Genomic DNA, 25,140 nt, shown 5'->3' on the forward strand with positions numbered 1-25,140 from the left:
CAGGTCTCAGAAGGAGTAATTACATGGATAATCATGAAAAAATACGTCAATACATTAAAAAAAATCTTATTATTTTTAATGCAGAGGAAACTATTGTTGCTAATGATGACAACATATTTGAAAAAGGTTATGTAAATTCGCTCTTTGCTATGCAAATGTTAAATTTCATAGAAACGGAGTTTGATATAGTAGTAGATAATGATGAACTTGATATTATTAACTTTTCTACTATTAATAATATGGTTGATCTAATTAACAAAAAGAAGAATGGGAATTTCACAGTATGAGTAATGCAGAAGAGATTCTGGGAGTAGTTGATGAGTTTGCGGAAAAGAAGCTTCGGCCTCGAGCAAGTGAGTTTGAAAGTAATGAAGAGCTTCCCTATGATGTGATACAAGAAATCTCAAGTTATGGTGTATTGGGTGCAACGATACCAAAAGAATATGGTGGGCTTTCTCTTGATTCTTTAGATTATGGTCGTCTTACTGAAATCATTGGTAAAGCTTGTAATTCGGTTCGTGAATTACTTACAGTTCATGTATCTTTAGTAGGGGAGTCAATTAAAAGGTGGGGGACTGAAGAGCAAAAGAGAAAATGGTTACCTGAGATGGCAAAGGGGAACCTATTATTTTCATTTGCCCTAACTGAGCCAGAGGTTGGTTCTGATGCAAAAGCTGTTGGAACTTCCTATAAACAAGTTAATGATCATTTTATTCTTAATGGGCACAAAAAATGGATTTCTTTTGCTGACATTGCGGATTGTTTTTTAGTTTTTGCGTCTAGTAAGGGAAAAGTTAGCGCTTTTATTGTTGAACGGTCAATGACGGGTGTTTCTACAAATAAAATGAGTAAACTGTTAGCAAGTAATTCCTCGCATATAGCTGAGATTCATTTGCAAGATGTAAAGGTACCAGCTCAAAATTTGTTAGGACCAATTGGGGGTGGATGGAGTTATGTAGTTAACACAGCTCTTGATCATGGTAGATATAGTATTGCCTGGGCGGGAGTGGCCATTGCTCAAGAAGCACTAGAAGCAATGGTAGCTTATTCAAGAAGAAGAAAACAAGGAAATAAATATATATGTGAATATGAAGCAATTCAAACAATTTTAGCAGAAGCAAGTGTAAATATAAAAGCAGCTCGTTCGTTATGCCAAGAGGCTGGGAAAAAGCGTCAGGATAGACATACTGATGCTGTAATTGAAACAACCATTGCAAAATATTTTGCCTCAAAGATGGCTATGAAGGTAGCCACAGACGCTGTCCAAGTGTTTGGTGGAAACGGGTTTTCAAGAGAATATCCTGTTGAGCGTTTATTTAGGGAAGCAAAGGTTTTAGAAATTATTGAAGGTACCTCGCAGGTACTTCAGCCAATTATTGCGCAGCATGCACTTCACACTTGTTCTCAAAAGGGAGGACTTTTAAGAATATGATTTATGAATTGGTAAAAGAAAAGGATGAATTCAAACAAATATCTCCACTTCTCGTTGATTATAAGAACCATCCAATACTTAATGGTATAGCTCATGGTTACAATAAGGGACATATTTATGTGGATAATCCTAATAACCCTAGATGTGCACTTGTATGGGCAGAACAAGAAATTTTTTATTTATTAGGTGATCCTACAAGTAATTTTGTTTCAAGTCTACCAACTTTTATTAAAGAAGTAATTGCACCTGAGGCTCAGCAGATAGGGGATGACTTTTTTCAGGTTGAATTATTACCCGAATCAAAATGGAAACAGGTTGTCGAGGAACAATTGCAAATGTTTATTCCTAAACCTTACACTCGAGTAACATTTACTTTTGATCCGGAGTCTTATAATAAGTTATCTAAACCTAATATGCCTGATGAGGTAACGGTGGAACGCATTACAATCGACATGTTATCAGATAAAAAGTTCGCAATGGTACGGGATGATATTGTTGATTTTTGGGAGTCAACTCAGGATTTCATCCGAAATGGATTTGGTTATGTAGTAATGGTACATGAACAAGTTGTAACTAGTTGCTTATCGGTTTTTGCAACAGATACTGATGTGGAAATTGGAATTAATACTTATGATTTATTCCAGCGAGGTAAAGGGTATGCTTGGTTGGCTGCAAGAGCATTCTTGGATGACTGTTTAAAACAAGGAAGAACACCACATTGGAAGACAGAGGATTTTCGTATTCCATCTATTAAACTAGCGGGAAAAGTTGGATTCACAAATCTTCAAACCTATACAGCTTATGTGTTTCCTTATAACGAATTAGATAATTTCGTTTTTACCGCATACCATCAACTAAGATACTATTCAGATTTTAATAAAGCTAGTGAGTTTGTACAAAAAGCTCGTACTATAGGAGATTTAAATGCATGGCATCACTTTTTACTTTCATGTGGTTATTCATTAATTGATAGAATCGATCTTTCGTTAAAGCATATGAATCTTGCACTGGATTTAGGATGGAATGATGTATCAGATATTCGCTATGTAGTTGATTTAGTGAATTTAAGAAAAACTGAAGAGGGACGAGCTTTATTAGATAGAGTTGAAGATAGCTTAAGATGAAAAAAAGGGAGATAAAAAGATGAATATTGTATTTATGTTTCCTGGCGTAGGATCCCATTATTCTGGAATGGGTAAGTACCTTTATGAAAACTTCCCTGTAGCACGTGAGATATTTGAAGAAGCAAGTGACACTCTAAAAATAGACATGGCTTCCCTTTGTATGGAGAAGATATACAAAGCTGACCTTGAAAAGTTACAAAATTCACAGACTGCTTTAGTAACAACTAGCATGGCAGCTTTTCGAGTTTTTGAACAGGAAATAGGCAATAAACCAGAGGCAATGATTGGATATTCTTTGGGAGAATATACAGCTCTATGTGCTTCTGGAGCAATTGCATTTTCAGATACCTTAAAATTAGTACAAGAACGTAGTACGATTTTGAGTAGCTATGCATTGACTATAGATGGAACTATGGCATGGGTTAACAATCTTGCTCCAGAAATTGTTGAAGGTATTTGTTCAGAATTGTTAACCAAGGGACAGGAAGTATATATATCGGCTTATGACACTCCAAATAAAACATCAATTTCTGGTACAAACTCTGCGGTTCAGTTAGCTTGTGAAATGGTAGTAGAGCATGGGGGAATTGCAATCCCCCTTAAATTAAGTGGGCCATTTCATTCTCCTATGATGCAACCTGCTGCTGAAAAATATAAGAGTGTACTAGAAAATATAGATATGAAACAGCCATTAGTACCTGTCATAGCGAATCATGATAGTTCAATGTATAAAGGTGTAGAAAATATAAGAGAAAACCTTTACTTACAATTAATAAAGCCTGTGAAATGGTTGGACATGATTCACTATCTAATGAATCAAGGGTCTATGAAAGCTATTGAAATGGGACCAAAGGAAGTCTTGAAGTATCTTCTGCAAGCTATTAACCCTGCTATATCGACATGTAATTATGAAAGGGAGAAAGATATCCTAAATACAAAAAATTCTTTTACATTACAAGAATCTGATTATGAAGAAGTTATATCAGGGTGTTTAACTGTAGTTGTAAGTACAAAAAATTATAATACAGATTTAAGTGATTATCAGAAAAAGGTAGTACTCCCATTTCAAAAGGTCCAAAGTCAATTGGAAGAAAAAATTAATTCGGGGTATTTAGTGGAGAAAAGTGATGTAGAAGAAGCAATCCAAATGATGAAAACAGCACTTACTGAAAAACAGATTAAAGAGAGAGAACAAAAACGTTACCTGCAAAGAGTTCTTCAATGTAAAAGTTTTTAGATATAAATTATAAATATTTTAAGGGAGCGATGATGGATAAATGTTCAAGAAAATTGGTATTGTAGGTGCTGGAACAATGGGGATCGGCATGGCAGTAGATTTAGTGCTGCATGGTCTAGAAACGGTATTAATTGATGTTACAGAAGAACAGTTAGAAATAGCGGAAGAGAAAATATTAGAGACAGTTCGCTTTGCTCCTCTAATTAATAAAGCATTTCCTAGAATGCATAAGGAAGAAGTACTTTCGTTAATAAGTAGCTCTACTAATCTTGATGAAGTGGCTGAATGTGATTATATAGTAGAAAATGTTCCAGAAAACTGGCAAATTAAAGAGCCGATCTATAGAAGATTAGATGAGATATGTAAAAAGGATACAATTTTTGGAGTCAATACGTCTTGTATCTCAATAACAAAAGTAGGAGGAGTAACAAAGCGTCCAGATAAAATAATAGGAATGCATTTTATGAATCCGGTATATATGAAACCATCTATAGAAGTTATTAGAGGGTATTTAACTTCAGATGAAACGGTCGAAAAAGCTCAATCTTTCCTCAAACAATTAGATAAAGATGCAATTGTGGTTAATGATCAGACTGGGTTTGTTTCTAACCGTATCTCCCACTTATTCATGAATGAATCGGCTTGGGTTGTAATGGATGGTGTAGCAACGCCTAAACAGGTAGACGATATATTTAAAAAATGCTTTGGACATACAATGGGTCCATTAGAAACAGCAGATTTAATTGGGTTAGATACAGTATTACATTCTTTGAATGTACTTTATGAGGAATATCAAGATCCAAAGTTTAGATGTTGTCCATTACTTAAAAAGATGGTGGATGCAGGTGAATGTGGTAGAAAGAGTGGTAAAGGTTTTTACGCTTATTAAAATTAAAAATTACAAATAGGGGTGTATAAAATGCAAGATAAAAATTTAGAACAAATTATTCATATGTATATTCAAGATCATGTAGGTATTGAATTTAATGATGATACTGAGATTTTTGAAGAAGGATTAGTTAATTCTTTATTTGCAATCCAATTGATGACTTTTCTTGAAAAAGAATTTGCCATAAAGGTAACTATGGATGACTTAGATATGGATAACTATAAGTCTGTAAATTCTATTGGTAATTTTATAAGAAATAAGCAAATGGTTCGGTAATGGACATGAAACAATACTTAGAGCCATCTCAATATAAAATGTATCAGAATTTTTTGGATTTTGTTTATGAAAATATAGAACCTTACGCTAATAGTTGGGAAATTGAACAGGGCATTCCATCAGACATAATAAAGACTTGTGCTAAAAATGGTTATTTAGGTGGAACACTTCCAGCAGAGTATGGTGGATTAGAATGGGATTATGTAACGTATGGGTTATTTACTGAAGCAATAGCAAGAGGTAGTGTCTCTCTTTCGGGATTATTTAATGTCCATACGATGGTAACAGAAACGATTTTAAAATGGGGAACAGAAAATCAAAAAAATCAGTGGTTACCATTACTTGCATCTGGTAATCAAATAGCTGCATTAGCTCTTACTGAACCTGGAGCAGGATCAGATTTAAATATGATTAAAACGAACTTCGATCAACACGGGGATGAATTAATACTTAATGGAGTGAAGAAGTGGATCACTTTTGGTGCAGCTGCTGATGTGTTTTTGGTATTTGGAAAGCTAAATGGTGAACAACCAGTTGCCTGTTTAGTACCAAAAGATAGTGCGGGTGTAAATGTTACTCATATAAGAGACATGCTTGGATTTAAAGCTGCATATTTGGCAGAAATTGAATTCAATAATGTAGAAATACCTTTAGAAAATATGATTGGTAGACCAGGATTTGCTTTTACTTACCTTGCACCGTATGCTTTAGAATTTGGGCGTATTTCAATTGCCTTTGCTGCTCTTGGTGTATTACGTACTTGTTTAGAAATATGTGGGAATCATGTATTACATAGAAGTGCATTTGGTAACTCTCTAATTGATCATGGCATGATTTCACATATGATTACGGATATGGGAGTAGATTTAGAAGCTTCTATACTACTTAGTTTAGAAGCTTGTAAGGCCAAAAATGAGCATCGAGCTGATGCTACTGAAAAGATTATGATTGCAAAATATTTTGCATCGCGCTCAGGTACAAGGCATTCAACGAATGCTGTACAGATTATGGGAGCACTTGGTTGTAATGATAATTATTCAATATCAAGGTGCTTTAGAGATTCCAAAACAATGGAGATCGTTGAGGGGAGTAATCAGATTCATCAGCTATTACTTGGTAAGGGATTTGCTAAAAAAGCGAAACATGCCATTGAAAAAATACCTGTAACTAAAGGAGTGATACAACCCGGATGAGTACATGTATACAAAAGCTGTTTGAAGAACAAGTAGTCCGTACGCCAGATGAGGTTGCTGTTATCTTTAAAAAAGAAACATTAACCTATAAGGAATTAAATGAAAAAAGTAACCAATTAGCTCGTCTTTTACGTGAAGGTGGAGTTGGTCCAGATACAGTTGTAGGTATTATGGTAGAGCGATCTATCGAAATGGTTGTCGGAATTTTCGGGATATTGAAAGCGGGCGGAGCATATCTTCCGCTTTCCCCGAATCATCCATCATCACGATTACAATTCATTATAGAAGATAGCGGTGCTAAATTAATACTTACGCAAAAGCAAATCCTACATCGTTTTCAAGATAGTTTGAAGGCTGATATGTTGGCTTTAGATTCGATTTCCTATGAAGGAAAGAGTGAAAATCTAGAGTGTATTAACAAGCCCTCTGATCTTGTGTACGTAATATACACTTCCGGTTCAACCGGGAAACCTAAGGGTGTAATGATTGAGCATTCGGCCTTAATAAATCGAATTGAGTGGATGCAAGAGGCTTATCCAATTAGTTCAAAGGATACTATATTACAAAAGACCCCTTATACATTTGATGTATCCGTATGGGAGATGTTCTGGTGGGCCATAGTTGGAGCCAAAGTATGTATTCTTGCGCCGGGGATGGAGAAGTTTCCACAGGCTATTATTGAGACAACTGAAAGTAATGACGTGACAATTATGCATTTTGTACCATCTATGTTAAGTGCATTTTTACACTATCTTGATGTGACAGGTGAAACTAACCGAATAAAATCGTTGAAACAAGTATTTGTTAGTGGTGAGGCACTACTGTCTCAACATGTAAACCGTTTTAATAAGTTGCTAAATTTCTCTAATGGTACACTTCTTACTAATCTGTACGGACCTACTGAAGCAACCATTGATGTGACTGCTTATGATTGTCCGACACATGAGATTACAGAAGGGAGCGTTCCAATAGGGCGACCAATTAAGAATATTGAGATGTTTGTTGTTGATAAATATGGTAATAAACTTCCGGAAGGCCATATAGGAGAATTATGTATCTCAGGTATAGGATTAGCACGTGGATATGTAAATAGGCCGCAATTAACGGCAGAAAAGTTTGTACAATATTCCCTTGATACCCGTATATATAAAACCGGTGACTTAGCTTTAATAAGATCGGATGGGAATATTGAGTTTCATGGAAGAATTGATTTTCAAGTTAAAGTTAATGGCCTTCGTATTGAGTTAGGGGAAATAGAATCGTGTTTAATGTCTTGTGAAGGAGTTTTACAATGTGCGGTAATTGTAAGACAAGAATCTGAGATGGTAGTTAAGTTAATAGCTTTCTATGAGTCAGAAAATGATATTGAGTTAGAGAGGTTAAAAAAATATCTACGCTTATTTTTACCAGATTATATGATACCTAACAGTTTGGTACGTGTAAATGAAATGCCATTAACGGATAGCGGAAAGATAGATAGAAAAGCACTTGCCTTATTAGGTTCCGATAAATATTCACACCATACCACACTTGTAGGAGGTTCTGTTAATGAGGAAAGCAGTAAAGATTCATAAAGAAGATATTGAAGATGTAATCGCCCTTACACCAGTGCAGGAAGGTATTCTTTATCATTATTTGAAAGAACCCGAAGGAAAGCTATATCATGAAGAACTTCGACTTTGCTTAACTGGAAAAATTAATATTCCAAAGTTTGAAGAGGCGTGGAATTATGTAACGCGGGAAAATGAAATGCTGCGTACAATTTTTCGATGGGAAAAAGTTAAACAACCTGTACAACTTATACTAAAAGAGCATACTCCGAACATTATTTATAGTGATGGCAAAGTATCTAATGATACAGAAAGCTTTGATTTACAAACAGTTCCCTTTTCTATCGAACTGTGCCATTTGAACGAAGGCGAATATGAAATGGTTTTACGTCATCATCATATTTTGTTTGATGGTTGGAGTAATAGTATTATTTTACAAGAGTTTATTAAGGTATATCGAGAGTTAATAAAGGGAGATGTACCATCATCTATAAATAAAAAGAAATTTAAAGAATATATACTATGGCAACAAAAACAAGATAAATCAAAACAAAGGCTTTTTTGGGAACAATATTTAAATGGATTAATTGAACAAATAAATTTATCCAATAAAAATTCTAATCAACTAAAAAAAGCAAAAACATATGTAAAAGAGATAGATAAAGAGCGAAGTGATAGATTTCGAAGTTTTGCAAGTAATCAAGGTGTAACATTGGCTACATTATTCTATACAGCCTGGGGTCTATTATTACAAAGGTACAAAAATTCAGAGGACGTAATATTCGGTACAACAGTATCTGGGCGTTCAATTCCAATGCACGGTCTGAGTGAAATGGTAGGTTTATTTATAAATACACCACCACTTCGTGTAAGTGCTGATGGGAGAATGACTGTTTCAGATCTTTTACAAAGAATTCAAAGTGATGTCCAAAGAAGAACTGAATATGAAACGACTCCAATTGTTGATTTAAACGTGTCATTTGACACTATTATGGTAGTTGAGAATTATCCTCTTGATATAGAAAAGCTGAAAGAAATTGATGAAAGTGTAAGAATTTCAGGTTATGAAGTAAATGAAATGACCAACTATGATTTAACCGTCTCAATAGAGTGTTTCGATTCTATTAAACTTGCAATGATGTGGCCTGAAGATGTATTTGATGAATCCATTATTACCAGTATAACTAACCATTTTATACAGCTATTAGATTCAATGCTTTTAGATGAAGGACAACCAATACAAACTCTTAAAATGTTAGATGAGGCAGAAGAAAAGTTTTTGCTTCAAGGTGGTCAAAATCAAAGTGCTACATTCCCACACACAACACTTCATCAATTAATTGAGATGCAAGCTGAAAAGCATCCTGAGAGAGTGGCACTTACATTTGAGAATAGTGAGATGACTTATGGAGAGTTGAATGAGCGTGCGGATAAAGTGGCATTTGCTCTTCTAAAAGAAGGTGTAACTTTAGATTCTCCAGTAGCTGTAATGTTGGATTACTCATTTAATATGATTATCTCTCTACTTGGTATTTTAAAAGCAGGTGGGGCTTATGTTCCAATCGATCCTGATTATCCTCAGGAACGAATTGATTTTATTCTTCAAGATAGTGGTTCGAATGTAATAATAACCTCAAATTTATTTGAGGATAAAGTTAAATTTGATAGCACAAAGCTTTTTATTGAAGAACTCAATGAGACACCTATGCAAGATTTCGAGAGAGTAGATGTTGCCCCAAATAATTTAGCATATGTCATTTATACTTCTGGAACAACAGGACGTCCTAAAGGGGTTATGATTGAACATAGTAATGTAATACAACTTGTCATGCATCAACCAAATAGTTTTAAATTCTCTAGTGATGATGTGTGGTTACTATTTCATTCTTTCTGTTTTGATATGTCAGTTTGGGAGATATTTGGATCACTTACTTATGGTGGACGTCTTGTCCTGGCAACAAAAGAAACAATCCGTGATACGTATAAACTTGCCCAGTTGATTGCAGATGAGGGAGTAACGGTATTGAATCAAACTCCATCTGCATTCTATGTTTTTCAACAAGTAGTTGAAGAGATGCCTAAACTTGCTTTTAAAATTAGGTTAATTACATTTGGAGGGGAAATGCTGAAGCCAGGTTTACTGCAAAGTTGGTTTAAGCGTTCACCTAATACGGTCATAGTAAATATGTATGGAATAACTGAGACGACAGTACATGTTACTTATAAGGAAATTGGAGAAAAAGAAATGCACAGTAATCTTAGTGCTATAGGCGTGCCTCTTCCTACGTATTCGTGCTATGTATTTGACAAACATATGAATCCTACACCTAAGGGAATGCAAGGGGAACTTTATGTTGGAGGGTATGGAGTTGCGCGGGGATATCTAAATCGTCCTGAACTAAACAGTGAACGTTTTATACAGAATCCTTATAATCCAAGTGAAAGATTATATAGATCAGGAGATTTAGTCCGTATTCTTGAAAATGGCGAAATGGAGTATATAGGTCGTAGTGATCATCAAGTGAAGATACGTGGTTATCGAATTGAAACAGGAGAAATAGAACATCATTTACAACAGCATGCGGATGTGAAGGAAGCGGTAGTTTTATCTATTGCTTTTGGAGAGGAACAAGAACTGTGTGCTTATATACTAACTGATCAAGATATATCTCAAAATGAATTACGTTATTATCTTACTGACAAAATACCTTCGTATATGATACCTATGTATTTTGTACTTTTAAGTGAAATGCCATTAACTACGAATGGAAAAGTTAATCGTCGTGCTTTACCTAAGCCTACTAAGTTAGTACAACCAAATGATTTACTAGATGAGCTTGAAACAACGGTAGCTGATGTTTGGAAGGAAGTTTTGGGGGTAGAAAAAGTAGGGTTGTATGATAATTTCTTTGATGTTGGAGGGAACTCCTTAAAAATGGTTCGATTGTTTTCTCGTTTACGAAGCAAGTTTGAAAAAGAACTTACAATGCCTATGTTATTCCGATACCCAACGGTTCATGATCAAGCTTCCTACTTTAGAAGTGATAATGCTATGGAACACCAACCTGAAGAAGTTAAGAAAGAAAATCTTTTATCTATGAATAAAAATGATGTAGCAGTGGTTGGTATGGCGGTTCGTATGCCAGGCGCTTCTAATCTTAAGCAATTCTGGTCAAATTTAGAACAAGGGATAGAATCCATTCGTACATTTACAGATGAAGAACTTAGTGAGATGGGCATACCAAAAGAAGTGATTCAAAAACCTAATTATATAAAATCTAAAGGGTATTTAGAAGATGTAGATGCATTTGATAATGAATTTTTTGATTACAGTCTAAAAGAAGCTGAAATGATGGATCCACAACTGCGAATACTTCATGAATGCGCATGGGAAGCACTAGAACAAGCAGGTGAGGTTAATTCTTCTCATATGGATACAGGAGTTTATGTTGGAGGATCACCAAATTTCCACTGGCTTCGTTCTATTGCTAGTGAATCTTCTAATACATTAGAAGATTTCCAAGCAATGTTGTTAAACGAAAAAGATTTCTTTGCTACTCGATTGGCTTATAAATTAAATCTAAAAGGACCAGCGATTACAGTACAAACAGCTTGTTCTACCTCCTTAGTTGCTATTCAAAACGCATGGGCAGATCTTATTGATGGACGATGCGATATAGCTTTGGCCGGGGGAGTAAGTATAACTTATCCAACAAAAACAGGATATTTATATGAAGATGGTATGATTTTCTCACCAGATGGTCATTGTCGAGCTTTTGATAAGGATGCTCAAGGAACAGTGGGTGGAAATGGTGCTGGTATTGTAGTACTGAAAAGGTTGGAGGACGCTCTTCGAGATGGAAATTTAATACATGGAGTTATTAAAGGAGCTGCAGTAAACAATGATGGGGCCAATAAGGCTGGATTTACAGCGCCAGGGGTTGATGGACAAGCTGCTGTTATAAAATCGGCTCATGAAATAGCTGGTGTTAAGCCTGAAGAAATCTCATATATAGAAACTCATGGGACTGGTACGCAACTAGGTGATCCTATAGAAGTAGAAGCATTGAAGTTAGCTTTTGGTAAGCAAGAACCAGGTAGAGTTTTAATTGGATCAGTGAAGACGAACATTGGACATTTAGATGCTGCAGCAGGAGTTGGAGGATTTATAAAGACGGTCTTAGCTTTGAAAAACAAGAAAATTCCGCCGAGCCTTCATTATAATAACCCAAACCCTAGCATTGATTTTGGAAAAAATCCGTTTCGTGTAAATACGGAACTTATCCCATGGAAAGAAGAGGTAAGAAGAGCAGGTGTTAGTTCGTTTGGGATGGGTGGAACTAATGCACATATAGTGTTAGAGTCTGTTCCTGACAATGCTAAGAATTTTGAAAAACAATCTTGGAACTTATTAACTGTTTCAGCAAAAACAGAGGAATCCTTAGATAAAGCTACTAACGATCTATTATTGCATTTGAAGGAGAATCCAGAGATATCACTATCTGATACAGCTTATACATTACAAAAAGGTCGTCGTGAATTTCCATATAGAACTGCTGTAGTTGCTAATGGAATAGAGGATGCCATAGAAAAACTTGGTGATACGGGACTAGAGAAAACAAACGCAATGGAGAGTAGACCTTTAGCCTTTCTTTTTTCAGGTCAAGGATCACAGTATATCAATATGGGTAGAGATTTATATGAAAATGAACCTGTATTTCGTGAACACGTTGATCAAGGTTTAGCCTTACTCTCAAATTGGTTAGATATAGACATGAAAAATATTTTGTATCCTACAAAGGAGACAGAGGATAAAGCAACTGAACAGTTAAATAGAACTTCAATGACGCAACCTCTACTATTCACTATTGAATATGCATTAGCCAAGCTTCTAATGAATTGGGGAGTTTATCCAAGGGTCATGTTTGGCCATAGTATTGGTGAGTTTGTAGCAGCTTGTTTAGCAGAAGTAATGTCTTATGAAGATGCATTACATTTAGTAATGATTAGAGGGAAGTTAATGAATAGCGTACCAGAAGGCGCTATGCTAAGTGTAAATTTATCTGTTGAAGAATTAAAAACCTATATAACAGATGATGTAGATATAGCAGCTGTAAATTCCTCTCAACACTCAGTAATTTCTGGTACTGTACTTTCAATCAATAAAATTGAGGAATTACTTTTAAATCATGGAGTAAAGACAACGCGTCTATTTACTTCGCATGCTTTCCATTCTCGAATGATGGATGAAGTTCTAGATTCATTTGAGCAAGCTGTAGGAAATATAAAATTATCAAGTCCTAAAATACCTTATATATCTAATGTTACAGGTGAAATGATTACAGCAAATCAAGCCACATCACCTTCTTATTGGGCACAGCATCTACGAAGTACTGTTCAATTTTCAAAGGGGTTATCTGAAATTTTTCATTTGAAAAATGTAATTTGCCTTGAGATTGGCTCAGGTAATGCATTATCAACTTTTGTATTAAAACATTTAAATAGAAGTAAAGATCAATTGGCTTTAAACATGTTACGTCATCCTCTGGATAAATCAAATGACTTCGAGCATTTATGCAAGCAAATGGGACGGTTATGGATGCAAGGTGGAACTATAAATTGGAATACTTTTAATAACAGTGAGAATAAAAGGTTATTAGATTTACCAACGTATCCTTTCATGAAAAAACGATTTAAAGCTGATCCATTTTTTAATACTCAATCTCAGAGTTTAACTCAGGAAACAAGAGGCCATAATAAACAGGCTAATATTAAAGACTGGTTTTATTTGCCTTCTTGGGAACGCAAAACATTAAAATCTATACAAATAAAGAAAGAACAAAAATATAAATGGCTTATTTTCAATGATCATCTAAATCGATTCAATCGACTGATAGAAAAATTAAAAAGAGAAGGTCATGATGTAATTGAAGTTAAAACAGGTGGTATTTTCTCTGAAAAATCCGACGGTTTATATACGATATGTCCATCTCAAAAAATGCATTATGAAATGCTATTTTCAGAATTAGAACAAAAAGATTTATTACCAAATAAGATTATACATGCTTGGAGCTTTAATCCAGTTAATGAGGTTATTCTCGATCAAGAGAGAATTGAACGATCAATGGATGAAGGATATTATTCGTTACTTTATATTGCACAAGCAATTGGGAAAATTAATTATGAGGGAGCATTACAGTTAAACATTTTTACTGATCGTATGTTTGAAGTTACAGGTACAGAGCTGAACTTAAAGCCAGAGCAAGCTACAATTCTAGGCTTTTCAAAAATATGCAATCTTGAGTTTCAAAATATAAAATGTCGTACCATTGATATGGATACAGATTCTCAACAAATGTTTGAAGAAGCGGGTTTAATGGAGAGTTTTGTGGATTCTACTGATATAGTTGTAGCTTATCGAGGACGTCATCGATGGACGCAAACGATTATTCAAAGTCCTTTTGAGGAAGAAGATGTAGAAATTGATAGATTACGAGAGGGTGGCGTTTATTTAATTACTGGTGGACTTGGTGGAATTGGATTTGAAATTGCAAAAGATTTAGCTAATAGAGTACCAAATGTCAAACTTATATTGATTGGCCGCTCAGAGTTCCCACCACGTAATCAATGGGAACAGTACTTAGAAAATAAAGACGAGCGTGTAAGCCGAGTTATTTCTGATTTGTTGACAATGGAGTCTCAAGGTGCAGAATACATGATCCTAAGTTCTGATGTTTCCAATCAAGATGATATGAAACAGGCAATTGAAAAGGCTAAATCTCGTTTTGGTTCTATTAATGGCGTAATTCATGCAGCAGGTGTCGCTGATTATCTAGGTATTATGATGAATCGTGAAAAAGAATCTAATAATAAAATTTTAGCTCCGAAAATTAAAGGTACACTAGTACTCGATGCTTTATTAAAAGATGAACCAATTGATTTCTTCGTATTATGTTCATCAATTGGTAATGTGGCGTATCATATGAAATTTGGTCAGAGTGGTTATAATGCAGCGAATGAATTTTTAGATGCATTTGCGTTTTATAAGCGGGCTCATGATGGAGTGTTCACTGTAGCTATTAATTGGCCAGATTGGCAAGAGGTGGGTATGTCACTTAAGTCGGCTGAAATATGGGCAAAGCAATTTAATATGGATATGGAAAGTGTATTACATGATGGTGTAACTGTAGAAGAGGGTTTAAAAGTATTCCGTAGTATTATCAATAGAAATCAACAACAAGTCGTGGTTTCTCCAATAGATTTACATTGGAAACTTTTAAATGGTGCCAACTATTATAATGAATTATTGGAAAAAGGAAGTAAGAATAGATTAAAGCAGAATCGTTCAGATGTTTCCACAACGTATAGACCACCAACTAATGAAATTGAACAACAATTATACGAATTATTAAAAGATATGTTTGGAATCGAAGAAATAGGAATTTACGATAATTTCTTCGATCTAGGGATGAGTTCTTTAGATCTTGTTCGTATTAATGTGAAATTAAAAGAGGCCTTTAAACGAGACTTACCTATAGTTGTTCTTTATGAGCATACGTCAATTAAATCTCTTGCTAAATATTTAAGTAATCAAGAAGTAAATAACAATTTAACAAATAAAAAAGAGTTATTGAAAGCGAAATCGGTTATGAAAAATACATTATCTGCTTTAAAAAGTAGAAAGTAGTAAAGGGAGGGGAACAACATGATTAATAAAGAAGTAGTTCCGTCAAAAGTTGAGTTTTGCTGGGGATTACCTGTTATTCCAACACCACAAACAAAAGAACTTCTAGAGGAATATGTTAATCAAGCTAAAAGAGCTGAGAAGAATAACTTTGACTCAGTATTGGTTTCCATTGCACCAACATCTGTTGATCCAATGATAGCAGCGTCTATGATTGGAATGAATACGGAGTTTGTAAAGATTTTGGTTGCGCAAAATACAAACCAGATGCTTCCTACCGTAACAGCAAAAGCATTGAATACTTTAAATAGTTTAATTGGTAATCGTGCAGATATTAACATTGTAACTGGAAGTGCCTCGCTTGTCCTTGCGCGTGATGGATTACCAGAACCGCACCATGTACGATATGCTAGGACAAAAGAATATATTGAGCTGTTACAACAATTAAGACGAGGAGTAACTAGCTATAAAGGTGAGTTTTATCAAGTAGAAAATAGTGATATTTATCCAAAGGAAGATCTCTCTCGAAGTGCCCGCTACTTTGTAGCGGGGTCCTCCGAGGAGGCAATGAGAGTAGCTGCAGAGTATGGTGATGCTTATATACTTTATGCAACAGACCGCAAAAGTCTTAGAGAACACTATCAAACAGTTAATAATTACGCTAAGCAATATGGGCGCGAGAAAATTCCAGGTGCTATTTTAGTAGACATCATTGCTCGTGAGACTTCGGAAGAAGCATATAAAGAAGCATATGAATTACTTGAGAGAACACCAGCAGCCTTAAAGAGGATGACTAAGCTATTTTTAGATAATGCAGATTCTGTTGGACTTCGCCGATACAAAGATTTAATTACAAAAGATAGTATGTGGATAGATGATCATCTTTGGGGAGGTCTAAGTTTAGTTAACCCATCTAATTCAATTTCTATTGTTGGTAGCTATGAGGAAGTCATCTCGACGTTAACTGATTTTTGGGAAATAGGGGCAAATTATTTTCTTATTACTTCTCAGATTAGTGAGCATGAAATTGAACGTATTGGTCAAAATGTTGTGCAACCATTTAAAAAGAAAATTGAAAAGTTAATCCAAGTTAACTAAAAGAGGGCTAAAAATATGAAGTTAAACATATGGTTGAAGTTTATCATTTTAATGACTTTAATAGTACTCCCTTATCGACAGGTGGAAGCACAGGAAACGGTACAGTTTAATGAGAAGAAAATACAGAAGCATATAGAAGAACAAATATCTCAAGCGGGTATTCCTGGACTTTCAGTAGTAATTGTAAAAGGAAACGAAACGATTTATAAGAAGAATTATGGCTATGCCAATACAGACAAAAAACGTCAAGTTACGAATGAGACGCTTTTCGAGCTAGGTTCTACTTCAAAAGCTTTTACGGCATTAGCTGTATTGCAGCTAGAAAAAGAAGGGAAAATTAAACTTAGTGATTCTTTAACTAAATATGTTTCATGGTTTGAAATGGAGTATAAAGGAAAACCTTATGAAATTACACTTTATGACTTATTACACCATACTAGTGGAATACCGGAAAAGGCCATTGGATATATTCCTATAACCAATGGCAAAGATTCTATTGAGAAAACGATTAGAAATGTTATGCCAATAGGACTAAACCGAGAGCCGGGTAGCAGTTTTGAATATTCTACGGTTAACTACGATCTATTAGGCTTAGTAATCGAGAAGGCAACTAATCAATCATTTGAAAGATATGTTCAAGATCATGTGCTATCAAAGTTGGATTTATTGAGTACATACGCTGGACGTGGGATGGCCCCATTAGATAACATGGCCCAAGGTTACAAGCGTAATTTCTTACAATCATTACCCTATGACGCTCCTAATTATAGGGGGAATACACCGGCTGGATATTTTATTTCAAATATAAATGATATGGAAAGATGGTTAAAATTACAGCTTGGGGTTGAAAAGCCTAGGATGTTTCCGGAGGAATTGATTAACGATTCTCATAAAGCGAATAGAAAGGTTGCCCCAGATAGCAATGGAGCTTCATATGCAGCTGGATGGGAGGTCTATCAAAGTGGTGGAGGGGAAATTTCACATGGTGGAAGTAACCCAAATTATTCATCGTATATTGGTTTCCGTGATGAGGAACAGATAGGGGTCGTAGTATTAGCAAATCTGAATAGTAATTACACTTACTATATCGGTAGCAGTCTTTTAAATATGATGATAGATAAAGAAGTTAAACCGTTACTCTATGATGAATATAAGAAAACGGATCAAATAGGAACAGCCTTATTTGTGATCTCATCTTTGTGTTTACTAACGTTATTGGTCATGTTATTTCATTTAATCAGGGAGATTATTTTTAGAAAAAGAAAGTTTATATTACCAACGGGAAAAACATGGTTACATATGGTATTAGTTGTTGCGATATATGGGCTAATGATTTATGCACTTTATCAACTACCAAATCTCTTGTTTGGAGGGCTTCCGTGGGCATTTATAAAAGTTTGGGCTCCTTCAACTGTTGTCCTTGCAATATATGCAATTGCTGGGGTGGGTTTGGCCTATGTTATCCATACATTCTTAAATCTTTGTTTTCCAAGACAAAAGGGAAAGTCGCTTTTGACTTTAATTGTTTTGGGATTAATATCAGGATTTGGTAATGCCTTTCTCATTTTTGTGATTAATGAAACGTTTGTTAGATCAAATAATTTGGAAAATGGCTTGTTGTTTTACTTTGTACTTGGAATCGTTATGTATATCTTTTCACAACGTATTATTAGAACTAGCATTGTATCGTATACAAACGAGCTAGTTTATGAAAAAAGGATGGAATTAACAGATAAGTTGTTACAGACTCCTTATTACAAATTGGAGTTGATTGAGAAGGGCCGAATAGAGGCGACATTAAATAACGATACGGAAGTTATCTCTCGTTCTCTCAATCTATTAGTTACTGCTGGAACAAGTTTATTAACGTTACTATTTTGTTTTCTCTATCTTGGTGTAATGAATATGTATGCCTTTTTACTATCCTTGTGTATCATCTTTATTACTGCAGGGGTATATTCTTTGATCGGACGACAAGCAGATAAAGTTTGGAATGAAACAAGAGATATTCAGAATGTATATTTTCGTTTGATTGGTGATCTAAGGCATGGTTTCAAAGAGCTTAGGCTTCATACTGGAAAACGAAACGATTTTCGAGAAGTTATGAATGAAAGCTGTAATAACTATCGTGTTAAACGAACGATAGGAGATATTAAATTTGCAAATGTGTTTGTTCTGGGAGAACTATTATTCATTTTTGTTATTGGTATTGTAGTTTTCGTATTTCCAGAAATTTTTGTTAATATGCCAAAAGAGACGATAAGTAACTATGTAATTGTTTTTCTGTATATGACAGGTCCAGTTAATGAAATACTGGGCGGTATCCCTCAGCTCGTAAATGTACGTATTTCTTGGCAACGTATTCAACAAATGGTGAAGAGTGTAGATCATATAAAGGCAAATGAGCAAATCGCAACAACAAAAGAGTACTTAGATGTGCCAATTTGTTTGCAGCTACAAAATGTAAGTTATAAGTATAAGAATAAAGATGGAGATTTTACTGGTTTTGGTATTGGTCCAATAGACATGGACTTTAATTCTGGAGAAATAGTCTTTATTGCTGGTGGTAATGGGAGTGGAAAATCTACTTTATCAAAACTGATTACTGGGTTATATGAACCTAATGAAGGTAACGTTTTATTAAATGGAAAAGAAATAGCTCCAGAGGAATTGAATCAATACTATTCAGCTATCCTGAGTGATTTTCATGTTTTTGATAGGCTATATGGAATTAATACAGAAGGAATGAAAGCAGAAATCGATCATTATTTAGAACTTCTCCAACTGAGTGACAAGGTTGGCATTGAGAATGGACGCTTTACTACTACGCAACTATCAACTGGACAAAAGAAAAGGTTGGCATTGCTGGTTACGTATTTGGAAGATCGACCTATACTTTTATTTGATGAATGGGCAGCGGATCAAGATCCTGGTTATAGACGCTTCTTTTATGAAGAATTGTTACCTCAAATGCGAGCGAAGGGTAAATGTATTATTGCTATTACTCACGACGATCAATATTTTCATTTGGCAGATAAGCTTATAGTGATGGAGATGGGAACTGTGAAAATGAATAAAACAAAGGAGGCATTATTATGAGTAAGGAAATTAAATGTGTTGTTTGGGACTTAGATTGTACAATTTGGGATGGTGTTTTATTAGAGAGTGGTACAGTTACTTTAAAACCTGGAATTTATGAAATTATATGTGAATTAGATCGACGTGGAATACTGCAATCAGTTGCTAGTAAAAATAACTACGAAGATGCAATAGCTAAATTACGGGAATTTGGAATAGAAGAGTATTTTTTATATCCGGAGATTCATTGGAACTCTAAATCTAGTTCCATTGAGAAAATTAGAAAAAATTTAAACATAGGTATTGATACTTTTGCGTTCATTGATGACCAACCTTTTGAATTAGAAGAAGTACAGAGCGTTCATAATGATATTCTGTGTATACATGTAAATGAATATAAGTCGTTATTAGACTTGCCACGACTACAACCAAAAAGAATTACAGAAGATTCAGGTCGTCGAAGACTGATGTATTTAGAAAATCTTAAGAGAACGAAGGATGAAGAAGAATATGAAGGCCCAAAAGAAGAATTTTTAGCTTCACTTGGGATGAATTTTGTGATTAGTGAGGCTCGTGAGGAAGATTTGCAGCGGGCAGAGGAGTTAACAGTACGTACGAATCAATTAAATTCGACTGGTATTACCTATGATTATGATGAATTAAACTATTATCGTAATCATCCAGATTATTTATTATTAGTTTGTGAGTTATCAGATAAATATGGCTCCTATGGGAAGATTGGTTTAACACTTGTAAAAAGGACGGAGGAAGCCGACTGCCTAAAACTTCTTCTCATGTCTTGTCGTGTAATGTCCCGTGGCGTTGGTACTATACTCCTCACATATCTAATGGAAAGAACAAAACAGGCAGGTAAACGCTTTTTGGCTGAGTTTCGACAGACTGACCGTAACCGTATGATGTTTGTTACGTACCGATTAGCTGGATTTAAGGAAACTAGCAACGAAAATGGAATATTAATTTTAGAACATAATCTTGAGAATATAAATCCTTATCCTCACTATATTAATATACAATTTCCGGAAACACCAACGGATGTGGATAGAGGGGAAGTGGAAATATGCAACAAACAATTGTAAAGCATTCTCTTACGCATCCACAAAAAAGAGTTTGGTATAATGAACAAATTTATCCAAACACATCTATGTATAACATCGGAGGGATGGTTCTTATTAAGGGGGAAATTAATTTTACAATTTTAGAAAAAGCAATTCAATTATTCATTAAGAAAAATGATGGTTTACGTCTACGGATTTTTCAACAACATAGAGAACCCCACCAATATATATCACCATTTGAACCTACACCAATACGTTTAATTGATTTTTCTAATCATCATAATCCAAGTTTAGAAGCTAGAAAATGGGCCCAGGATGAATTTCAAAAAAAAATTCCACTTGAAGGAGGCCCTCTGTTTGAATTTGTGCTCTTGAAAATAAGTGATGTAGAAAGCTCCTATTTTGTTAAGTTTCATCATATTATAGCTGATGGTTGGACAATCCAACTTATGACGAGTCAAATTATCGATTTTTACTCTAAGTTAAAGAATGATGAGCATATAAATGATACGGTTGAATCTACTTATCTGTCTTATTTACAAGCAGAGGAGAAATATCTGGAATCCCCTCGATACGTAAAAAATAAGAATTATTGGAATGAGAAATTTATGAATCTGCCAGATTTCTTTTTATCAAAAACATCTCATTCTCTAGAAGGGAAACGAAAGATATTTTTAATTGAAAAAGAAAAATCGGTTGCTCTACAGTCTTTTATACAAAAACATAGAATATCTATGAATACATTATTTTCAACCTTTATGCTTATTTATATTCATAAAATGTATGATCAATCAGACATAATCATTGGATCTCCTGTACTAAATCGTTCCGGTGTACTAGAAAAGAAAATAGTAGGTATGTTTACTAGCACAATGCCGTTACGGTTAAATGTGGATGAAGATGAGAGTGTTCTATCTTTCATTAAAAGAGTAAATCATGAAATAAAACAATGTCTATTTCACCAGCGTTATCCTTACAACTTATTGGTAAAAGACTTGCAATTGACTAGTAAAGGATACGATGGTTTATTTCAATATAGTGTGAATTACTATAATACAAAACTTAAAAATACTATCGATGGATTTTCTTTAGAAAACGTGGAGTTTTATAGTGGCTACCAAGCCTATTCATTGCAGTTAGTTATTAAGGAATGGGCAGATGAAGGTTTAGAAATTCAATATGATTATAAAGTCGCGGATTTTGAAGAAGATCAAATCAATTGTATGCATGAGAGGTTTTTAGCTTTAATAGAACAAGTTTTACGTAATGAAGATCAATCGATAAAAGAATTATCTTTGTTATCGGATGATGAGCAAAAGTTTATGTTAGAGAAATTTAACAATACAGCTGTTGTGTATCCGAAAGAAAAAACTATTCAAGAATTATTTGAAGAACAAGTAAAACAGACACCAGAAAAAATAGCAATTCAACATGCTGATAGATCAATGACTTATCTTGAATTAAATAAGAAATCTAATCAGTTAGCAAGAAAGTTACGAGAAAAAGGAGTCAAAAATGGTCAAGTCGTGGGTATACTAGCTAAACATTCACTTGAGATAGTAATTGCAATTTTGGGAGTTATTAAGGCTGGAGGTACATATTTGCCTATAGATCCTTCCTACCCAGAGGACCGAATTCGTTATATTTTGAATGATAGCGGCACAACATTACTTTTAACTGACTATACAAATGAGGGTAATTTAGAATATTTAGGTGAGAAAATTAATATATGTGATCAGAAACTTTATGAAGGAGATAATGCCAATCTAACCCTAGTAACTGCATCAAATGATCCAATATATATAATTTATACCTCTGGAACCACGGGGAATCCTAAAGGAACTGTAATCACTCAACGTGGATTGGTTAACTATATTTCCTGGGCTAAAAAGAACTATATTAGTAGTGAAAATGATGTTTTTGCATTATATTCATCCGTTTCTTTTGATTTAACAGTAACTTCAATATTCACTCCTTTAATAAGTGGTTTATTGTTAGTAATATATCATGATAATGAAGATGAGTTTATTTTGTCAAAAATACTCAAGGAAAATGTAGTAACAGTGTTGAAAGTTACGCCTTCACATTTAGCATTGTTAAATAACTATGCACCTCCAAGAGTTTCATCTCTTCGCAGATTGATTGTGGGTGGAGAGGATTTGAAAACCTCAGTAGCCGAAAAGGTATATGATCTTTTTAGCGGTAAAGTTGAAATAATTAATGAATATGGACCAACTGAAACTGTGGTTGGATGTATGATTCATCGTTATGATCCAGATCTAGATCGAAGAGCATCCGTACCAATTGGTACACCAGCTGATAATGTTCAAATATATTTATTGGATAAGAATCTTCAGCCGGTTCCTATTGGTGTAAAAGGAGAAATTTATATATCGGGTGATGGGGTAGCTAAAGGTTATTTAAATCGTCCGGATTTAACAGCGCAACGTTTTTTATCCAATCCATTTATTTCGAGTGAGAAGATGTATCGAAGTGGTGACTTAGCTGTCATGTTGCCAAATGGATTAATTGAGTATCAAGGACGGATGGATTCTCAAGTGAAAGTTAAAGGATATCGTATTGAAATAGGGGAAGTTGAGAATGCACTGTTACAACACAAGTCTGTTAAAGATGTAGTAGTGGTGAATTGGCAAGGTGAGGATAATTCAAATCATCTAGTTGCTTACATTGTTTTGAAAGACAGTGTTCAAAATATAGAAATACGCAGTTTTATTTCGCATATGCTACCAAGTTATATGATTCCTTCATTTTTTATCTATATGGATCAGCTACCGCTTACTATCAATGGAAAGGTAGATCGTCAAGCGTTGCCAGATCCGATGTTAAATAACGGTTCTAATCATACTCATTTAGAAGAAGTAGATGAAGATGTTACTGGAATGGTTAGTGAAGTTCTCAAGGAAATATTACAGACTGATAGAATCGAATTGCATAGTAATTTTTATCATTTAGGTGGAGATTCTATTAAAGCGATCCAAGTGAGCGCTAGATTACAAGAACTGGGATGGAAAGTTAGAGTTAAAGATGTACTAAATTATCCAGTTGTAAGTGAATTGGCAGCAATATTAGTTAAACAAAAAGATGTTACAGTCTCACAAACATTGGTAACAGGAAAGGTAGAGCCTACTCCTATTATGCGTTGGTTCCTTGATCAACAGTTTAAGAACCCGCATCATTGGAATCAATCGGTATTACTGTCTTTGAAGAAGCCGGTTAAAGAAGAATATGTTAATAAGATGTTAAATACGATCATGCATCATCATGATTTGTTACGGTTAAGGTATGAGGATAAGCAGGATTACTTCTATTATGACGAAGATATGTCCATTGTTGATTCTAAGGTTACCATGTTTGATTTGTCTGAAATTCCAATTGAAATGGCTTTGAATCAGGTTCATATAAAAGGTGAAGAGTTAAAAGGAAGTTTAAATTTGAATGTAGGACCATTATTTAAAGGGGCCTTATTCCAGCTTTCAAATGATCAACAGTTGTTATTATTAACTGCACACCACCTTATTGTTGATGCTGTGTCCTGGCGTATTTTAATTGAAGATGCAAACCGATGTTTGAATAGCTTGTATTTAGGAGAAGTTCCATCGCTACCATTAAAAACTAACTCTTTCCAAGATTGGTCTGAAGCTTTAAATAGTCGAGGAGTTAATTTAGTACATGCTGAATTAGATTATTGGGAATCCATAGATAACACGCTAGATAATAATTTTCAAATTAATAGAGAAAAAGAAAATAGTACTGTTGAAAGTTGTACGACTCTTACCTTTACATTGAATGCAGATGATACAAGAAAACTATTAACTACTGCAAATGTGCCTTACAATACACAACCAATGGAGTTGTTACTTGCTGTGTTGACAGAAAATTTAGGTAAATATACAAACCAAGATCAAATTAAATTTGAGTTAGAAGGTCATGGTCGAGAGGAATTATTTGAGCATCTTGATATTTCACGTACAGTAGGGTGGTTTACAACGATGTATCCTATTGTATTACAAGTTTCGCATAATATTGCTAATCAAATAAAGAGTGTTAAAGAAGAGGTTCGTAAAAGACCTAATAAGGGAATTGGATATGGAATTCTTAAAGAGAAGTTTCCTTCTTGCAAAGATTTAACTCAAAATATAATTCGTTTTAACTATTTAGGAGAGATAGATAATTCTCTCGGGGATGGATGGTTTACTATTGTTGATTATCAAAGTGGCAGTGAACAATCAAAAGATAATCATATTACTGCATTATTGGATATTGTGGCCATGGTTAAGAATAAAAGCTTAGAAATTCATGTGACATTTAGTACAAGTCATTTTCAAAAGAATTTTGTAGAAAATTTATTTTCAGATTATTTAGAACGACTACAGACATATATCCAATCCTGTTGTCAAATGCAAAGAAAAGAATTTACTTCATCAGATTTTGAAACCTTAAACCTTAGTGATGAAGAAATTGATAATTTGTTTGATTAAACAA

General features: G+C 34.4%; 13 protein-coding genes. All 13 read left to right on the forward strand.

Translation table 11 applies throughout. The annotated features are described in order from the left end of the window. The first annotated feature begins 23 nt into the window (after nucleotides 1-23). The 13 genes from MHB52_RS30080 to MHB52_RS30140 are packed head-to-tail and all read left to right on the forward strand — an operon-like array spanning nucleotide 24 to nucleotide 25,136. Nucleotides 24-287 carry an acyl carrier protein gene (locus tag MHB52_RS30080; protein WP_000368639.1) on the forward strand — a complete coding sequence of 88 codons (264 nt, stop codon included), beginning with the start codon at nucleotides 24-26 and terminating at the stop codon, nucleotides 285-287. Continuing rightward, on the forward strand, nucleotides 284-1,432 hold the full coding sequence (locus MHB52_RS30085; RefSeq protein ID WP_061663550.1) for an acyl-CoA dehydrogenase family protein: 1,149 nt from the start codon (nucleotides 284-286) through the stop codon (nucleotides 1,430-1,432). The genes MHB52_RS30080 and MHB52_RS30085 overlap by 4 nt, the downstream gene beginning before the upstream one ends. Continuing rightward, nucleotides 1,429-2,556, forward strand: coding sequence for a GNAT family N-acetyltransferase (locus tag MHB52_RS30090; protein ID WP_000638851.1), 1,128 nt, complete (start codon nucleotides 1,429-1,431; stop codon nucleotides 2,554-2,556). The genes MHB52_RS30085 and MHB52_RS30090 overlap by 4 nt, the downstream gene beginning before the upstream one ends. Nucleotides 2,557-2,575: 19 nt before the next feature. After that, nucleotides 2,576-3,793: an ACP S-malonyltransferase gene (locus MHB52_RS30095; protein ID WP_061663551.1), complete on the forward strand. Its 1,218-nt coding sequence runs from the start codon at nucleotides 2,576-2,578 to the stop codon at nucleotides 3,791-3,793. A gap of 40 nt (nucleotides 3,794-3,833) precedes the next feature. Next, complete coding sequence (locus MHB52_RS30100) at nucleotides 3,834-4,682, forward strand: 3-hydroxyacyl-CoA dehydrogenase family protein (RefSeq protein WP_000473347.1); 849 nt, start codon at nucleotides 3,834-3,836, stop codon at nucleotides 4,680-4,682. A gap of 30 nt (nucleotides 4,683-4,712) precedes the next feature. Then, nucleotides 4,713-4,958 carry an acyl carrier protein gene (locus MHB52_RS30105; RefSeq protein WP_001152970.1) on the forward strand — a complete coding sequence of 82 codons (246 nt, stop codon included), beginning with the start codon at nucleotides 4,713-4,715 and terminating at the stop codon, nucleotides 4,956-4,958. Continuing rightward, nucleotides 4,958-6,151, forward strand: coding sequence for an acyl-CoA dehydrogenase family protein (locus tag MHB52_RS30110; RefSeq protein WP_061663552.1), 1,194 nt, complete (start codon nucleotides 4,958-4,960; stop codon nucleotides 6,149-6,151). Before MHB52_RS30105 ends, MHB52_RS30110 begins: the two co-directional genes overlap by 1 nt. After that, a complete protein-coding gene (zmaJ, locus tag MHB52_RS30115) occupies nucleotides 6,148-7,725 on the forward strand; it encodes a zwittermicin A synthase ZmaJ (RefSeq protein ID WP_061663553.1) in 1,578 nt (525 codons plus the stop codon). The genes MHB52_RS30110 and zmaJ overlap by 4 nt, the downstream gene beginning before the upstream one ends. Next, nucleotides 7,700-15,388: a hybrid non-ribosomal peptide synthetase/type I polyketide synthase gene (locus MHB52_RS30120; protein ID WP_061663554.1), complete on the forward strand. Its 7,689-nt coding sequence runs from the start codon at nucleotides 7,700-7,702 to the stop codon at nucleotides 15,386-15,388. Before zmaJ ends, MHB52_RS30120 begins: the two co-directional genes overlap by 26 nt. A gap of 18 nt (nucleotides 15,389-15,406) precedes the next feature. Beyond that, complete coding sequence (locus tag MHB52_RS30125) at nucleotides 15,407-16,483, forward strand: LLM class flavin-dependent oxidoreductase (protein WP_000608549.1); 1,077 nt, start codon at nucleotides 15,407-15,409, stop codon at nucleotides 16,481-16,483. Nucleotides 16,484-16,498: 15 nt separating this feature from the next. Continuing rightward, nucleotides 16,499-19,582, forward strand: a complete 3,084-nt coding sequence (locus MHB52_RS30130; protein ID WP_061663555.1) for a cyclic peptide export ABC transporter — start codon at nucleotides 16,499-16,501, stop codon at nucleotides 19,580-19,582. Beyond that, nucleotides 19,579-20,658, forward strand: a complete 1,080-nt coding sequence (locus MHB52_RS30135; RefSeq protein WP_000031543.1) for an HAD-IIIC family phosphatase — start codon at nucleotides 19,579-19,581, stop codon at nucleotides 20,656-20,658. The genes MHB52_RS30130 and MHB52_RS30135 overlap by 4 nt, the downstream gene beginning before the upstream one ends. Next, nucleotides 20,640-25,136, forward strand: a complete 4,497-nt coding sequence (locus MHB52_RS30140; RefSeq protein ID WP_061663556.1) for a non-ribosomal peptide synthetase — start codon at nucleotides 20,640-20,642, stop codon at nucleotides 25,134-25,136. The genes MHB52_RS30135 and MHB52_RS30140 overlap by 19 nt, the downstream gene beginning before the upstream one ends. Nucleotides 25,137-25,140 lie beyond the last annotated feature (4 nt).

Source organism: Bacillus sp. FSL K6-0073, from assembly GCF_038006085.1.
Taxonomy (GTDB): domain Bacteria; phylum Bacillota; class Bacilli; order Bacillales; family Bacillaceae_G; genus Bacillus_A; species Bacillus_A cereus.

Excerpts from the sequence above, each read along its gene's own strand:
- MHB52_RS30080 (WP_000368639.1), top strand. The coding sequence starts at position 24 with ATGGATAATCATGAAAAAATACGTCAATACATTAAAAAAAATCTTATT.
- MHB52_RS30085 (WP_061663550.1), top strand. The coding sequence starts at position 284 with ATGAGTAATGCAGAAGAGATTCTGGGAGTAGTTGATGAGTTTGCGGAA.
- MHB52_RS30090 (WP_000638851.1), top strand. The coding sequence starts at position 1,429 with ATGATTTATGAATTGGTAAAAGAAAAGGATGAATTCAAACAAATATCT.
- MHB52_RS30095 (WP_061663551.1), top strand. The coding sequence starts at position 2,576 with ATGAATATTGTATTTATGTTTCCTGGCGTAGGATCCCATTATTCTGGA.
- MHB52_RS30100 (WP_000473347.1), top strand. The coding sequence starts at position 3,834 with ATGTTCAAGAAAATTGGTATTGTAGGTGCTGGAACAATGGGGATCGGC.
- MHB52_RS30105 (WP_001152970.1), top strand. The coding sequence starts at position 4,713 with ATGCAAGATAAAAATTTAGAACAAATTATTCATATGTATATTCAAGAT.
- MHB52_RS30110 (WP_061663552.1), top strand. The coding sequence starts at position 4,958 with ATGGACATGAAACAATACTTAGAGCCATCTCAATATAAAATGTATCAG.
- zmaJ (WP_061663553.1), top strand. The coding sequence starts at position 6,148 with ATGAGTACATGTATACAAAAGCTGTTTGAAGAACAAGTAGTCCGTACG.
- MHB52_RS30120 (WP_061663554.1), top strand. The coding sequence starts at position 7,700 with ATGAGGAAAGCAGTAAAGATTCATAAAGAAGATATTGAAGATGTAATC.
- MHB52_RS30125 (WP_000608549.1), top strand. The coding sequence starts at position 15,407 with ATGATTAATAAAGAAGTAGTTCCGTCAAAAGTTGAGTTTTGCTGGGGA.
- MHB52_RS30130 (WP_061663555.1), top strand. The coding sequence starts at position 16,499 with ATGAAGTTAAACATATGGTTGAAGTTTATCATTTTAATGACTTTAATA.
- MHB52_RS30135 (WP_000031543.1), top strand. The coding sequence starts at position 19,579 with ATGAGTAAGGAAATTAAATGTGTTGTTTGGGACTTAGATTGTACAATT.
- MHB52_RS30140 (WP_061663556.1), top strand. The coding sequence starts at position 20,640 with ATGCAACAAACAATTGTAAAGCATTCTCTTACGCATCCACAAAAAAGA.